The organism is Kitasatospora sp. NPDC029312 (assembly GCF_055569215.1).
Genome location: NZ_JBVHXY010000013.1, coordinates 18,202 through 31,786, shown reverse-complemented (window position 1 = coordinate 31,786; position 13,585 = coordinate 18,202). Strand labels below are relative to the sequence as shown.

Genomic DNA, 13,585 nt, shown 5'->3' with positions numbered 1-13,585 from the left:
GCGAACTGACGGTACGAGGGGGGGGGGAGGGGGGTGCAGTGCGTGGGCGCACGGGGTGGTAGACACCCCAAAGCGCGGCCGTGCGCGGAGTGGGGGGGGCCCCCCCCCCCCCCCCGCTCGCGCTCGCCTCCAGCGATCCGGCGGCCTACCTGCGGGCACTGGCCGGTGCGGGGGAGGGGGCCGAACTGACCGATCCCGGCGGGCTGGGCGGCTTCGGCTGGCTGGTCCAGGCCGTCCGCATGCCGGTACCGCCGAGCTTGGAGACCCTGCCGGGATGGCAGACTCTGGAGCCATGAGGGAGACCACGGTCGGCATCGGGGCGGGAGCCGAGAACTTCACCGGCGGGGCGGGCACCACCGACATGGTGCTCAACATCGGCCCGCAGCACCCGGCCACGCACGGCGTGCTGCGGCTGCGCCTGCTGCTCGACGGCGAGCGGATCGTCACCGCCGAGCCGGTGATCGGCTACATGCACCGGGGCGCGGAGAAACTGTTCGAGGCCCGTGACTACCGGCAGATCATCATGCTGGCCAACCGGCACGACTGGCTCTCCGCCTTCTCCAACGAGCTGGGCGTCGTCCTCGGCGTCGAGCGGATGCTCGGCATGGAGGTCCCCGAGCGGGCCGTGTGGGTGCGCACCCTGCTGGCCGAGCTCAACCGGGTGCTCAACCACCTGATGTTCCTCGGCTCCTACCCGCTGGAGCTGGGCGGGATCACCCCGATCTTCCACGCCTTCCACGGCCGCGAGGAGCTCCAGCACGTCCTGGAGGAGGCCTCCGGCGGCCGGATGCACTACATGTTCAACCGGGTCGGCGGCCTCAAGGAGGACCTCCCGGCCGGCTGGCTCGGCCGGGTCCGCACCGCCGTCGCCAAGGTGCGGTCGGAGATGCCGGTCTTCGAGGACCTCGTCCTCGGCAACGACATCTTCCGCGCCCGCACCGCCGGCGTCGGCGCCCTCACCAGGGCGCAGGCCGAGGCGTACGGGGTCAGCGGGCCGATCGCCCGGGCCAGCGGCCTCGACTTCGACCTGCGCCGCGACGAGCCCTACCTGGCGTACGGCTCCGAGGAACTGCGGCAGGTGCTCACCGTCGTCACCCGCGAGGAGGGCGACTGCCTGGCCCGCTTCGAGTGCCTGCTGGAGCAGACCCTCAACTCGCTGGACCTCGCCGACGCCTGCCTCGACAAGCTCGCCACCCTGCCGCCCGGGCCGGTCAACCAGCGGCTGCCCAAGGTGCTCAAGGCGCCCGAGGGCAGCACCTACGCGTGGACCGAGAACCCGCTCGGGGTCAACGGCTACTACCTCGTCTCGCGCGGCGACAAGACACCGTGGCGGCTCAAGCTGCGCTCGGCGTCCTTCAACAACATCCAGGCGCTGACCGAACTGCTGCCGGGGACGCTGGTCGCGGACATGGTGGCGATCCTCGGGTCGATGTTCTTCGTGGTCGGGGACATCGACAAGTAGCCCGGCGGGCGCGGGCCGGCCCGGCCGGCCGCTACTGCTTCTTCTTCCGGTCCTTGACGGGATCGGCCGGGTGCGGGGCCACCTTGCGGTCGCCCTTGGTGGCGATCCGCTCCTCGCACAGCCGGGCCAGCACCTCGTAGCCCGCCGGGCCCATCAGCTCGGTGAGCTCGGGGCGGTAGCTGACGTACACCGGCTCGGCGCCCTGGTGCGCGGCCGGGGCCCCGGTGCACCACCAGTGCAGGTCGTGGCCGCCCGGGCCCCAGCCCCGGCGGTCGTACTCGCCGATCGAGACCTGGAGGTAGCGGGTGTCGTCGGGCCGGTCGATCCAGTCGTAGGTACGGCGGATCGGCAGCTGCCAGCAGACGTCCGGCTTCGTCTCCAGCGGCTCCCGGCCCTCCCTGAGGGCCAGCGCGTGCAGGGCGCAGCCGGCGCCGCCCGCGAAGTCGGGGCTGTTCACGAAGATGCAGGCGCCGTTGACCCGGCGGGTCTGCCGGTCGCCGTCCTCGTCCAGCATGGTGATGCCGCCGTCGGACCTGATCCTGCCCTTGGCGTCGGTGCCCTCGGCGAAGTTCTCCCACAGCTCGGGGGTCAGCCGCGCCGCGTGGCCCAGGACGCGCTTCTCGTCGTCCTCGTCCGAGTAGTGCGCGCCCAGCGTGCAGCAGCCGTCCGACTCGCCGCGGCCCTCGCGGATGCCGTGGCAGCCCTGGCCGAAGACGCAGGACCAGCGGGAGGTCAGCCAGGTGAGGTCGCAGCGGAAGACCTGCTCCTCGTCGGCCGGGTCGGCGAACTCGACCCAGGCGCGCGGGAAGTCGAGCGGGACCTCGTCGCGCGGGATCTCGCGGCGCAGGGTCGGCATCGCGAGGTCGACGGGGGCGGGGGAGGCCTCGGGCTTCGCCTTGGCCTTCTTCTTGGACGTTTCTGCTGGTGCCACCCGGCAAGGGTAGAGCTTCGCGGGGGCGTGCGGGCCGGTGGCCGCGCCTGCGGTCCGCCGCGGGCGCGCCGCCGGTCGGGTGCTGGGTGGGTCCGGGGCGGGGGTAGCGCGGGTGCGGGGCGGGTTGGGGCGTCCGACGGCGGCAGCGGCGATTCGTCCCGAACTCCTCCACCTGCGGCGGGGCTTGGACCTGCCGTACGGCACCACGGCCTACCGCGGTGCCCAGAGCCGGTGGGCCGCCGTGGCGGAGCAGCTGTTGGAACGGACTGCTCTGACCGCCTTGACCGCCCTGACCGCTCCGACTGCGCTGTGCGCAGACTTTCCCCGGCCTGACGGATCACACCCGGAACACTCGGAAACGACCTGGACCAGCACGAATACCGTCACAACAGATCTCCGCCCGACCCGGATCGCGTAGCGTGGAGAGCTATGCGACTCGGTGTGCTCGACGTAGGTTCCAACACGGTCCACTTCCTCGTGGTGGACGCCCATCCGGGCGCCGCTCCGCTGCCCGCGTACTCGCACAAGGCCGAACTGCGCCTGGCCGAGCTGCTGGACGACTCCGGTGCGATAGGCGAGGCCGGCGTCGAGCGGCTGATCGGCCACATCTCCTCCTCGCTGCGGGTCGCCGAGGACAAGGGAGTGGTCGACATCCTGCCCTTCGCCACCTCCGCCGTCCGGGAGGCCGCCAACGGCGAGCAGGTGCTGAGCCGGATCGCCGCCGAGACCGGGATCGAGCTGCGGGTGCTGTCCGGGCAGGACGAGGCCCGGCTCACCTTCCTGGCCGTCCGCCGCTGGTTCGGCTGGTCCTCGGGCCGGCTGCTCAACCTGGACATCGGCGGCGGCTCGCTGGAGATCGCCTGCGGTCTGGACGAGGAGCCGCACGTCGCCTGTTCGCTGCCGCTGGGCGCCGGCCGGCTGACGGCCGGCTGGCTGCCCGGGGACGTCGCCGACCCGGACGGGCTGCGCGAGTTGAGGCGCCACATCCGGGCCGAGATCGCCACGGTGGTCGGCGAGATCTCCCGGCTCGGGAAGCCGCAGCACGCCGTGGCCACCTCCAAGACCTTCAAGCAACTGGCCCGGATGACCGGCGCCGCCCCCGCCGACGCCGGTCCCTACGCCGACCGCCGGCTCACCCGCAGCGGGCTGTCCGCCTGGCTGCCCCGGCTGTCCACGATGACCGTCGCCGAGCGCGCGCAGATCCCCGGCGTCTCCGAGGGCCGGGCCAAGCAGTTGCTGGCCGGGGCGCTGGTCGCGGACGCCGCGATGGACCTGTTCGGCCTGGACGAACTGGACGTCTGCCCGTGGGCGCTGCGCGAGGGCATCATCCTGCGCCGGCTGGACGCCATGGACAGACCTGCCGACCGCCGCCCAGCGCTCATCCCCTGAGCCGATGCTCATCCCCTGAGCCGAGCCGCCGGCAACGTGCCGCCGGTCACTGCGCCGGGCGTCCGGTCCCGTTCGGCGCGTGCTCCGCTTACGCTGTCTCCCGTGGTGCAACCAGCGGACGAGGACGGGACGCGGGAGGGCCGCGGGCCCGGGGACGGGCAGCCGCGGCCGGACGGCCCGCGCCGCCGACTCGGGAAGGCGGTCAAGGGCGCCACCGCGGCCAAGGCCGCCAAGGCCGCCAAGGCTGTGCAGGCGGCCCAGCGCACCGCCAGGAAGGCCGCCACCACGACCGCCGACAAGACCGCCGCCCAGCAGCCCGTAGGCGAACAGTCCGCCGGCAAGCGCGCCGCCGGCAAGTCCACCGTCGGCAAGCGCGCCGTCGGCCGGCGGGCCGGCACGGCGAAGGAGCCGCCCCGGGAGACCCGCACCGCCCGGGCCGCCGGCGCCGCCAAGGCCGCCGTCCAGTCCGTGCGCTCGGTCAAGGCCGCCAAGCGCGACGCCGCCCGCCCGCCGCTGCTGCGCACCACCGACCGGCTGGTGCTGCCCCGGCACCCGGCCCTGCACATCCCCGAGACCAAGGTGGTGCTGTCCACCGCCTCGGTGTACCCGGCCAGCACCGCCGTCGCCTTCGAGCTCGCCGCCAAGCTCGGCTACGACGGGATCGAAGTGATGGTCTGGAACGACCCGGTCAGCCAGGACGTCGACGCACTGCGCCGGCTCTCCGACGCCCACCAGATGCCGATCCTGGCCGTGCACGCGCCCTGCCTGCTGATCACCCAGCGGGTGTGGACCACCGACCCGTGGACCAAGCTGGTCCGGGCCCGGGCGGCGGCCGAGAAGCTCGGCGCGAGCGCCGTCGTCGTCCACCCGCCGTTCCGCTGGCAGCGCCAGTACGCCCGCGAGTTCGTCGAGGGCATCAACCGGATGGCGGGCGAGACCGACGTCCGCTTCGCCGTCGAGAACATGTACCCGTGGCGCTACCGCGACCGCGAGGTGCTCGCGTACGCCCCCGGCTGGGACGTCACCGACGAGGAGTACCGGCACTTCACCATCGACCTCTCGCACGTCGCCACCTCCCGGATCGACGCCTTCGCCATGGTCGAGCGGATGGGCGACCGGCTCGCCCACGTCCACCTGGCCGACGGCAGCGGCTCCGGCAAGGACGAGCACCTGATCCCCGGCCGGGGCAAGCAGCCCTGCGCCGAGCTGCTGGAGCACCTGGCCCGCACCGGCTTCGACGGCCACGTGGTGCTGGAGGTCAACACCCGCCGCGCCGCCTCCCCCGCCGAACGCGAGGCCGACCTCGCCGAGGCCCTCGCCTTCACCCGCTTGCACCTGGCCACCCCCTCGCGCGTACGCTGAGCCCTGGTCCGCGCGGGGGCCGTGAACTACCCCACGGAGGTGGAGCGGTGACGAAGGGTCGGCTGTTCATCGAGCTCGACAACTTCCGGGAGCTGGCCCAGAGCTTCGGCTCGGTGGCCCCCGAGTACGACCGGGCCCGCCCCGGCTACCCGGACGAGCTGTTCGACGAGCTGGAGCGGCTCTGGGGCCGCGGCCTCCGGGGGGCCAGGGTGCTGGACGTCGGCGCCGGCACCGGCATCGCGACCCGGCTGCTGGCCGCCCGTGGCGCGGACGTGATCGCCGTCGAGCCCTACGCCGGGATGGCCGCCCAACTGCTGGCCGCCTCGCCGCAGCTTCCGCTGGTCCGCGGCGAGGGTGACGACCTGCCCTTCCACGACGCCTCCGCCGATCTGATCACCTACGCCCAGGCGTTCCACTGGACCCGCCCCGAGCGCTCCGTCCCCGAGGCGATCCGGGTGCTGCGGCCCGGCGGTGCGCTCGCCACCTGGTGGAACGTCCACGACGAGACCGTGCCCTGGGTCCGGGCCCGGGTGGAGCGGCTGTCCGCCGCGCTGCCCGGCCGCTACCACGGCTACGGCCGGATCACCGAGCACACCGGCCACTTCGCCCCGGCCGGGCTGGTCGTCGGGCACGCCCGGCTGCGCTGGGAGCGTCGGGTCACCGTCGACCACGTGATCACCGACCTCACCTCCCGCTCGTACATGGCCTCGCTCACCCCGGAGGAGCGCGCCCCGATCCTGGCCGCCGAGCGGGCGGCCCTGAGCGCCGACTTCCCGGACGGGCTGGTGAACGAGCCCTTCCTGCTGGACCTCACCGTGGCCGTCAAGGCCGCCTGAACCGAGCCGTCGAGGCCGGGCGAACCGGGCCGCCACCGCCGTCAGGGCCGACTGACCACGGACTGACCCGGCTGCCCGCATCCCGGACGCGCTGTCCGCCGGCCGGACGGCGGGCGTAGGCTCGGAAGCCACCAGCGGCCCCGCACCCTCACCTCCCGCGGGGCGCCGTCGAGATCCCCGAAGGAGTGGAGCACAGTGCCCGAGCTGAGGTCCCGTACGGTCACCCACGGTCGCAACATGGCAGGCGCCCGGGCGCTCCTCCGGGCGGCCGGCGTAGCCCGCGAGGACTTCGGCAAGCCGATCATCGCGGTCGCCAACTCCTTCACCGAGTTCGTCCCCGGCCACACCCACCTGCAGCCGGTCGGCCGGATCGTCTCCGAGGCGATCAAGCAGGCGGGCGGCATCCCGCGCGAGTTCAACACCATCGCCGTGGACGACGGCATCGCGATGGGCCACGGCGGCATGCTCTACTCGCTGCCCTCGCGCGACCTGATCGCCGACTCGGTCGAGTACATGGTCAACGCCCACTGCGCCGACGCGCTGATCTGCATCTCCAACTGCGACAAGATCACCCCGGGCATGCTGATGGCCGCGCTGCGCCTGAACATCCCCACCGTGTTCGTCTCCGGCGGCCCGATGGAGGCCGGCAAGGCCACCCTGGTCGACGGCACCGTGCGCAAGCTCGACCTGGTCGACGCGATCTCCCAGGCGGTCAACGAGAACGTCTCCGACGAGGACATCGCGATCATCGAGGAGAACGCCTGCCCCACCTGCGGCTCGTGTTCCGGGATGTTCACCGCCAACTCGATGAACTGCCTCACCGAGGCGATCGGCCTCTCGCTGCCCGGCAACGGCTCGGTGCTCGCCACCCACACCGCCCGCCGCGCCCTGTACGAGAGGGCCGGACGGACCGTCGTCGAGATCGCCGACCGGTACTACGGCGGCGACGACGCCTCGGTGCTGCCCCGCGCGATCGCCACCCGCGCCGCCTTCGAGAACGCCATGGCCCTGGACATCGCCATGGGCGGCTCGACCAACACCATCCTCCACCTGCTCGCCGCCGCCCAGGAGGCCGAGCTGGACTTCGACATGCGGGCCATCGACGCGATCTCCCGCAAGGTGCCCTGCCTGTCCAAGGTCGCGCCCAACGGCTCCTACTACATGGAGGACGTGCACCGGGCCGGCGGCATCCCGGCGATCCTCGGCGAGCTGTACCGCGCCGGACTGCTCAACGAGGACGTCCACACCGTGCACGCCGACTCGCTCGCCGAGTGGCTCAAGACCTGGGACGTGCGCGGCGGCTCGCCGTCCGCCGAGGCCGTCGAGCTGTGGCACGCCGCTCCCGGCTGCGTCCGCTCCGCCGAGGCCTTCTCCCAGTCCGAGCGCTGGGAGTCACTGGACACCGACGCCGCCGGGGGCTGCATCCGCAGCGCCGAGCACGCCTACTCCGTCGAGGGCGGCCTGGCCGTGCTGTACGGCAACCTCGCCGAGGACGGCTGCATCGTGAAGACCGCCGGCGTGGACGAGTCGATCTGGACCTTCAGCGGCCCGGCCGTCGTGGTCGAGTCCCAGGAGGACGCGGTCGAGGCGATCCTCGCCAAGCGGGTCAAGGAGGGCGACGTCGTCGTCATCCGCTACGAGGGCCCCAAGGGCGGCCCGGGCATGCAGGAGATGCTCTACCCCACCTCCTTCCTGAAGGGCCGAGGTCTGGGCAAGGCCTGCGCGCTGGTCACCGACGGCCGCTTCTCCGGCGGCACCTCGGGCCTGTCGATCGGCCACGCCTCCCCCGAAGCGGCCTCCGGCGGCACCATCGCGCTGGTCGAGGACGGCGACACCATCGCCATCGACATCCCCGGCCGCAGCATCTCGCTGCAGGTGCCGGAGGAGGTCCTGGCCGAGCGCCGCCGCGCCCTGGAGGCCGCGGGCGGCTACCGGCCGAAGAACCGCGAACGCCAGGTCAGCCAGGCGCTGCGCGCCTACGCGGCGATGGCCACCTCGGCGGACAAGGGCGCCGTCCGGGACGTGACCAAGCTCGGCTGATCCCGCCGGGCACGCGGAGGAGCCGACCCTTGCGGGGACGGCTCCTCCGCGTTGTGCGGAGTCCGGGTGATAATCGAGGGCGTGAGCGAGCAGCCCCCCACCCTTCTCCCCAAGCCCGCCGGCGCCCCCGAGCCGGAGCCGATCCGCTGGTTCGGCACCAGCTGGCTCAACCGGGACGGCGGCTACTGGCTGCGCCGGGTCGGCGTCTCGGCCGGCGCCCTCGTCGCGACCGCCGCGGCCGTCCTGGTGCTGCGCTTCGGCGTCGAGGGCGTCGCGCTCTCCGACAGCGGCGGCTTCGTCAACGGCTTGCTGACCGCCGCGATCGCGGTCTGCTCGATGATGGCCGTGCTGCGCACCTGGAAGGTCCTCACCGAGGGCAGGGAGACACTGACCGGTTGGATGGCCGAGGACAAGTCGCTCGGCGCCGTCTGGCTGATCGGCGGGGCCGGCACCCTGGCCGCCTACTTCGCCCGCAGCCTGGTCGAGGCGCCCGGCGAGAGCGTCAAGCGGGCCGCCTACCAGCGGGCCGTCGAGCAGTACGGGAAGCGCCGGGCGGGCCGCGGCGGCCGGCCCGACGCCAAGGCGCCGGGCCGGGGCAAGCGCAAGCGCTGACCGCGGTCAGTAGCGGCTGACCGATCCGCACTGGTCGGGGTCGGTGGACAGGTCCTTGCTGCGGTCGTACGGATCGGTCTCCGGGCCGGTCGGCCGGGTGTCCGGGCGGTCCGGCGCGACGGGGGCGAACTGCTCGAACTGCGGGTGGTAGAAGCCGTCGTAGACGCCGCAGGCCGAGTTCGCGGAGTCCGAGGCGCTGCCCTCGGCGAAGACGAGCTTCTTCGGGTTGACCTGGTAGCGGCCCGGATCGTAGAAGCGGAAGTTCTCCACCCGGCGCACGATCGTGCGGGTGGTCCAGGTGTCCCCGGACACGTCGTCCACCGGCACCACCAGCGCCACCGGCTTGGCGGTGCCGCCGCCCTGGGGCGCGGCCGGGTCCGTGGGCCTCGGCGTGCCCGCCGGCGGTGCGGGGGACGCGGCCCGCTTCGCGGCCTCCGGGCCGGGGCGCAGCGCGTACACGAAGCTGAAGTCGGTGTGGACCAGGACGCCCTTGTTCCCGTCGCCCTCGAAGCTGATCCGGCCCTGCGCCTTGACCACGTCGCCGACCGGGATCGCCTCGCGCGGGTCGAAGCGGGTGAACCAACTGGTCGCGTCGGCGTCCTTGGACGGATTCGCCAGGGCGGCGGTCGCGCGGTCGCGCTCCTCCCGGTCCAGCAGGGCGAGCGCCGAGTCGGGACGGCCGCCCGCGAGGGCCTTCGGGTCCAGGTTGGCGGCGGTCAGGTAGTCCTTGACCAACTGCAGTTGGGCGGTGACCTCCTCCGCGGAGAAGACGCCGGTGTCCTTGGCCTCGGGCAGCACGAAGGCCTCCGCGCCGTTCGGCCAGCCTGCGGCGGGGGAACCGGCCCACGGGTGGGCCACGGTCGGCTGCTGCTCGTCGGTCTTCGGCGGCGCGGTGGTCGGCTTGGCCGTCTCCGGGGCCACGGTCGGCACGGGGAGGTGCGCGGCCGAGGAGCCGTTCCCGCCGAGGTGGTCCGCGTACCAGCTGCGCAGCCCGTCGATGTTCAGCGAGGCGAGCAGCACCGCGACGGTCAGCGCGGCGAACAGCGGGGTGCGCCACTCCCGCCGACGGCGCTTGGGCGTGCGCGGGTGGCCCCACGGGTCGACCACCTGGAGTCCGGTCTTGCGCCCGAAGCGCCGCTTGGCCTTCTTCGGGCCGTCGTTGACGGAGCGGCGGCCGCCCGGGTCGACCGGCGGGGTGTGCTTCCAACGGGCGGTCAGCATCCGGGTGCGCCCGGACTGCTCCTTCACGGTGGCGGACTTCACGAAGTCCTCGTCCAGGACGAGGTCTGTGAACGGGTCCTTCCCGCCCGCCCCGGACGGGTCGAACCCGCCCGGCTCGCGGCCCTCGGTGGGGCGCGGTTCCGGATCTTCGGCTATCGGCATCGCGCCAGTATGCCGACGGGCTGTGACGATTGATCGATCGGGGGCACACCATGTGGTGAACTCGTGTGCGGAGTGGGAGCCTTCGGCCTCCTTTGTCCGGAATAGGCTGGTCCGGTTCCGCCGTTCGGTCCCGCTGTCCAGCCCTGCCGTTCAACCCCGCTGCCCGGTCCCGCTGTTCAGGCCTGCCGTTCAGCCCGTGCCGCGGGTCTGCTTCACCCCGTGGGTCACTCCGGCGATCGCCATCAGCACGCCGACGGGGATGAGTGAGACGAAGAACGCGCCGAACAGTCCGGCGTCGCCGAGGAACAGCTGCGCCAGCATGTTCAGCACCAGCAGTCCGCCGGCCGCCGGGAGCGCCGACTGCCACGGGTGTTCGCGCGCCCACCGCCGCAGCCGCCGGTCGCCGGTGTCCCGGCGCAGCTGTCCGCCCGCCCAGGCGGTCAGGAAGAAGAAGAACAGCCCCCAGCTCGCCGGTTCGGCCAGCATGCCCAGCGACCAGTCGCCGGAGACCGCCTCGATCCCCAGCGCGGTCGCCCCCACCACCGCACCGACTCCCGCGGCCGTCCGCCACGGGCCCATCGTCGCCGAGGCGGCGGCGAGTTGCCGGTTCTCACGTCGGGACATCTCGTCGTGTGCCATGCCTCCACGGTGCGCCCGCGCGGGTCGGGAGGGCCATAGGGGAGACCCCGGAGTTCCGGCCCCTAGGGGGCCCGTGGGCACGCGGGCCCGTCGGATCGGGGCGCCGGGGCGTCGCGGACCACGGAGCGGACGGTCCCGACCGGCGCCGCCGGGCGGTGCGAGGATGGCGGCAGTACCGAGGCTAGGAGCGGACCATGGGCAGCAGCGCAGCGCGCGGACAGAAGATCGCCTTCCTGGGCACCGGCAAGATCGGCGAGGCCCTGCTCTCCGGTCTGCTGCGGGCCGGCAAGAACCCGGCGGACGTCCTGGTGACGGCCCGGCGCCCCGAGCGCGCCGTCGAACTCGCCGCCCGTTACGGCGTGGTGGCCGTGGCCAACGCCGAGGCCGCCAAGTCGGCCGACACCCTGATCCTGGCGGTCAAGCCGCAGGACATGGGCACCCTGCTGGAGGAGCTGGCCCCCCACATCAGCCCGGACCGGCTGGTGATCTCGGCCGCGGCCGGTGTCCCGACCGCCTGGTTCGAGGAGCGGCTGGCGGCCGGCACCCCGGTGGTCCGGGTGATGCCCAACACGCCGGTGCTGGTGGACGAGGGGATGAGCGTCATCTCCGGCGGCTCGCACGCCACGGAGGAGCACCTGCTGCGCGCCGAGGAGATCTTCAGCTCCGTCGGCAAGGCGCTGCGGCTGCCCGAGTCCCAGCAGGACGCGGCCACCGCGCTGTCCGGGTCCGGTCCGGCGTACTTCTACTTCCTGGTGGAGGCGATGACGGACGCGGGCATCCTGCTCGGACTGCCCCGGCAGGTGGCCCACGACCTGATCGTGCAGTCCGCGATCGGTGCCTCGGTGATGCTGCGCGATTCCGGCGAGCACCCGGTGAAGCTGCGCGAGGCGGTCACCTCCCCGGCCGGCACCACCATCGCGGCCATCCGCGAGCTGGAGAACCACGGGGTGCGGGCCGCGCTGCTGGGCGCCCTGGAGGCGGCCCGGGACCGCTCCCGGGAGCTGGCCTCCGGCGGGAAGTAGCCCGCGGCAGAAGTACCTGCGCGACCCCTCCCGCAATCGCGGCGCACCGCCTACGCTCTCGCCAACATCGTTCTACCGGCCGGTAGCGAGGTCGCCTGGAGGTCCGCATGAGCGCCGTGCCGTCGGTTCGGTCCGTCCCTCCCCCGGTGGCGCCCGGTCTGCGGGCCGGCCGGGCCGCGCTCGCCGTCAGCTTCCTGCTGCAGGGCACCACCTTCGCGCTGCTGGTCACCTGCATCCCGGAGATCCAGCACCGGTACGGGCTGAGCGACGGGCTGCTGCCGGTCTTCCTGGCCGCGGTGCCGATCCTGGCCGGGGTGGGCTCGATCCTCTCCGAGCGGCTGGTGAAGCGCACCGGCGCCCGGGCGGTGCTGCGGGTGGTCCAGCCGGCCGTCTGCCTCAGCCTGGCGGGCGCCGGGTTCGGCGACGCCCTGTGGCAACTCGCCCTCGCCCTTGGCGCGTTCGGCCTGCTGGTGGGCGGGCTGGACGCCAGCATGAACATGCTCGGGGTGGGCCTGCAGCACCGCTACGGCCGCTCGATCATGATCGGCTTCCACGCGGCCTTCAGCCTGGGCGGCATCCTCGGCGCGGCGATCGCCGGACTCGGCTCGCACTACCACCTCGGGCTGCCGGTGCTGTTCGGCACCGCCGGCGCGGTGATCGCCCCGCTCGCGCTGCTGGCCGGCACCCTCCCCCGGGCTCCGGCCGGGGGGACCCCCGACGCCGGCCCGGCCGACCTCGACGACGCCGTCCGGGAGGCCGCCGAGGCCGCCGCCCGGTCCATCCCCTGGCGGCCGCTGCTGCCGCTGTGCCTGGCGATGGCCTTCGCGTACATCGCGGACGCCTCGGTCTCCAACTACAGCGTCAAGTACCTCACCGACGGCCTGGGCAGCCGTGCGGACCTCGCGAAGCTCTCCTACCTCGGCTACATGGTCGCGATGCTCCTCGGGCGCACCCTGGGCGACCGCGCGGTGCAGCGCTTCGGCGCCGTCCCGGTGGTGCGCACCGGAGCCGCGGTGGCCGCGCTCGGCTTCGGCCTGGCCGCCGTCGCGCCCACCGCCTGGGCGGGCGTCGCCGCCTTCACCGTGCTCGGCTTCGGGATCTGCGCGATCATCCCGCAGGTCTTCGCGGCCGGCGGCCGGCTCTTCCCGGCCGACTCGGACGCCGCCGTGGCCCGGCTCAACCTCTTCAACTACGTGGGCTTCCTGGTCGGTTCGCCGCTGGTCGGGGCGATCGCGGACGCGAGCTCCTACCGCTGGGCGCTGCTGGCCCCGATGCTGCTGGTGCTCGCCGTCCTGCCGCTGGCCGAGCGCTTCGCGCCGGCGCCCGCGGCGGTGCCCGCCCCCGCGGCCGCCTGACCACGGGGCAGGCGGAGCCGGGTCAGCCGATCACGGTCTGCAGTTCGGGCACGCCGCCGGCCCAGAGCTGGTCCCCGGTGAAGGTCGGGGCGCCGGCCGGCTCGTACTCGACGTAGACGTACGGGGCCCGGTTCAGCGTGTACGGGTGCTGCTCCAGGTCGGGGTGTCGCTGATCTTGACGGTGACCGTGACGGCGCGGGTGGCGCCGGGCGCGATCGGTGCCGTGAAGTGCCAGGCGGCGTTGTTGCCGCCGAAGGTGCAGTCCGTCTCGTCGCCGCCGCAGCCGACGACGGTGAACGCGCCGTTCAGCTGGTTGGCCGGCCAGATCGGCTGGATGAACTCGTAGGCGAAGGAGATGTCGGTGGTCTCGGTGTTGGTCAGCGACAGGGTCAGGGTCAGCTGGTCACCCGGCTTGGCCGTCGCCCGGTCGACGGCGAACGCGGCGCCGCCCACCATCGTGAAGGTTCTGTCTGCACCGCCTCCACACCCGTGCCCGCCCCGCACCGGCGAGCCCTGGCAGCCGTCCGGCAGCCCCCACCCACTACGGTGGAGGC

General features: G+C 73.5%; 12 protein-coding genes and 1 pseudogene. 9 read left to right on the top strand and 4 right to left on the bottom strand.

Annotated features, from left to right (window positions below):
• Positions 1 to 107: 107 nt before the first annotated feature.
• Positions 108 to 296 (top strand): annotated as a pseudogene (locus ACZ4WV_RS13485) (SAM-dependent methyltransferase); the annotation flags it as partial.
• On the top strand, positions 293 to 1,462 hold the full coding sequence (locus tag ACZ4WV_RS13480) for an NADH-quinone oxidoreductase subunit D (RefSeq protein ID WP_465745993.1): 1,170 nt from the start codon (positions 293 to 295) through the stop codon (positions 1,460 to 1,462). The pseudogene ACZ4WV_RS13485 and the gene ACZ4WV_RS13480, both read left to right, overlap by 4 nt.
• Positions 1,463 to 1,493: 31 nt before the next feature.
• Here ACZ4WV_RS13480 and ACZ4WV_RS13475 read toward each other — a convergent pair whose 3' ends face one another.
• A complete protein-coding gene (locus ACZ4WV_RS13475) occupies positions 1,494 to 2,393 on the bottom strand; it encodes a DUF3109 family protein (protein WP_465745991.1) in 900 nt (299 codons plus the stop codon).
• 429 nt (positions 2,394 to 2,822) lie between these two features.
• Between ACZ4WV_RS13475 and ACZ4WV_RS13470 the strand changes: the two genes are divergently transcribed.
• The 5 genes from ACZ4WV_RS13470 to ACZ4WV_RS13450 all read left to right on the top strand — a co-directional run bounded on the left by ACZ4WV_RS13470 (position 2,823) and on the right by ACZ4WV_RS13450 (position 8,632).
• On the top strand, positions 2,823 to 3,782 hold the full coding sequence (locus ACZ4WV_RS13470; protein ID WP_465745989.1) for a Ppx/GppA family phosphatase: 960 nt from the start codon (positions 2,823 to 2,825) through the stop codon (positions 3,780 to 3,782).
• A 558-nt stretch (positions 3,783 to 4,340) separates the two neighbouring features.
• Positions 4,341 to 5,144 carry a sugar phosphate isomerase/epimerase family protein gene (locus tag ACZ4WV_RS13465; protein ID WP_465746226.1) on the top strand — a complete coding sequence of 268 codons (804 nt, stop codon included), beginning with the start codon at positions 4,341 to 4,343 and terminating at the stop codon, positions 5,142 to 5,144.
• A gap of 47 nt (positions 5,145 to 5,191) precedes the next feature.
• Complete coding sequence (locus ACZ4WV_RS13460; RefSeq protein WP_465745987.1) at positions 5,192 to 5,980, top strand: class I SAM-dependent methyltransferase; 789 nt, start codon at positions 5,192 to 5,194, stop codon at positions 5,978 to 5,980.
• 195 nt (positions 5,981 to 6,175) lie between these two features.
• On the top strand, positions 6,176 to 8,020 hold the full coding sequence (gene ilvD, locus ACZ4WV_RS13455; protein WP_465745985.1) for a dihydroxy-acid dehydratase: 1,845 nt from the start codon (positions 6,176 to 6,178) through the stop codon (positions 8,018 to 8,020).
• Positions 8,021 to 8,101: 81 nt separating this feature from the next.
• Positions 8,102 to 8,632, top strand: coding sequence for a hypothetical protein (locus ACZ4WV_RS13450; RefSeq protein ID WP_465745983.1), 531 nt, complete (start codon positions 8,102 to 8,104; stop codon positions 8,630 to 8,632).
• Positions 8,633 to 8,638: 6 nt separating this feature from the next.
• On the opposite strand, the gene ACZ4WV_RS13445 is transcribed toward ACZ4WV_RS13450, so the two are convergent.
• Together ACZ4WV_RS13445 and ACZ4WV_RS13440 are read right to left on the bottom strand one after the other, a co-directional pair.
• Entirely contained in the window at positions 8,639 to 10,015 is a 1,377-nt protein-coding gene (locus tag ACZ4WV_RS13445) for an SCO2583/SCO2584 N-terminal domain-containing protein (protein ID WP_465745981.1), read from the bottom strand.
• Between the two features lie 189 nt (positions 10,016 to 10,204).
• A complete protein-coding gene (locus tag ACZ4WV_RS13440; protein ID WP_465745979.1) occupies positions 10,205 to 10,654 on the bottom strand; it encodes a hypothetical protein in 450 nt (149 codons plus the stop codon).
• Positions 10,655 to 10,848: 194 nt separating this feature from the next.
• Between ACZ4WV_RS13440 and proC the strand changes: the two genes are divergently transcribed.
• Positions 10,849 to 11,676: a pyrroline-5-carboxylate reductase gene (gene proC / locus ACZ4WV_RS13435; protein ID WP_465745977.1), complete on the top strand. Its 828-nt coding sequence runs from the start codon at positions 10,849 to 10,851 to the stop codon at positions 11,674 to 11,676.
• A 107-nt stretch (positions 11,677 to 11,783) separates the two neighbouring features.
• The gene (locus tag ACZ4WV_RS13430) at positions 11,784 to 13,031 is read left to right on the top strand and encodes an MFS transporter (RefSeq protein ID WP_465745975.1); all 1,248 of its coding nucleotides are present in this window, start codon (positions 11,784 to 11,786) and stop codon (positions 13,029 to 13,031) included.
• A gap of 132 nt (positions 13,032 to 13,163) precedes the next feature.
• On the opposite strand, the gene ACZ4WV_RS13425 is transcribed toward ACZ4WV_RS13430, so the two are convergent.
• On the bottom strand, positions 13,164 to 13,487 hold the full coding sequence (locus ACZ4WV_RS13425; RefSeq protein WP_465745973.1) for a hypothetical protein: 324 nt from the start codon (positions 13,485 to 13,487) through the stop codon (positions 13,164 to 13,166).
• Positions 13,488 to 13,585 lie beyond the last annotated feature (98 nt).

Bases quoted from the DNA above. Each gene is read 5' to 3' on its own strand.
- ACZ4WV_RS13480 (WP_465745993.1), top strand. From the start codon at position 293: ATGAGGGAGACCACGGTCGGCATCGGGGCGGGAGCCGAGAACTTCACC.
- ACZ4WV_RS13470 (WP_465745989.1), top strand. From the start codon at position 2,823: ATGCGACTCGGTGTGCTCGACGTAGGTTCCAACACGGTCCACTTCCTC.
- ACZ4WV_RS13445 (WP_465745981.1), bottom strand. From the start codon at position 10,015: ATGCCGATAGCCGAAGATCCGGAACCGCGCCCCACCGAGGGCCGCGAG.
- ACZ4WV_RS13440 (WP_465745979.1), bottom strand. From the start codon at position 10,654: ATGGCACACGACGAGATGTCCCGACGTGAGAACCGGCAACTCGCCGCC.
- proC (WP_465745977.1), top strand. From the start codon at position 10,849: ATGGGCAGCAGCGCAGCGCGCGGACAGAAGATCGCCTTCCTGGGCACC.
- ACZ4WV_RS13430 (WP_465745975.1), top strand. From the start codon at position 11,784: ATGAGCGCCGTGCCGTCGGTTCGGTCCGTCCCTCCCCCGGTGGCGCCC.
- ACZ4WV_RS13425 (WP_465745973.1), bottom strand. From the start codon at position 13,487: ATGGTGGGCGGCGCCGCGTTCGCCGTCGACCGGGCGACGGCCAAGCCG.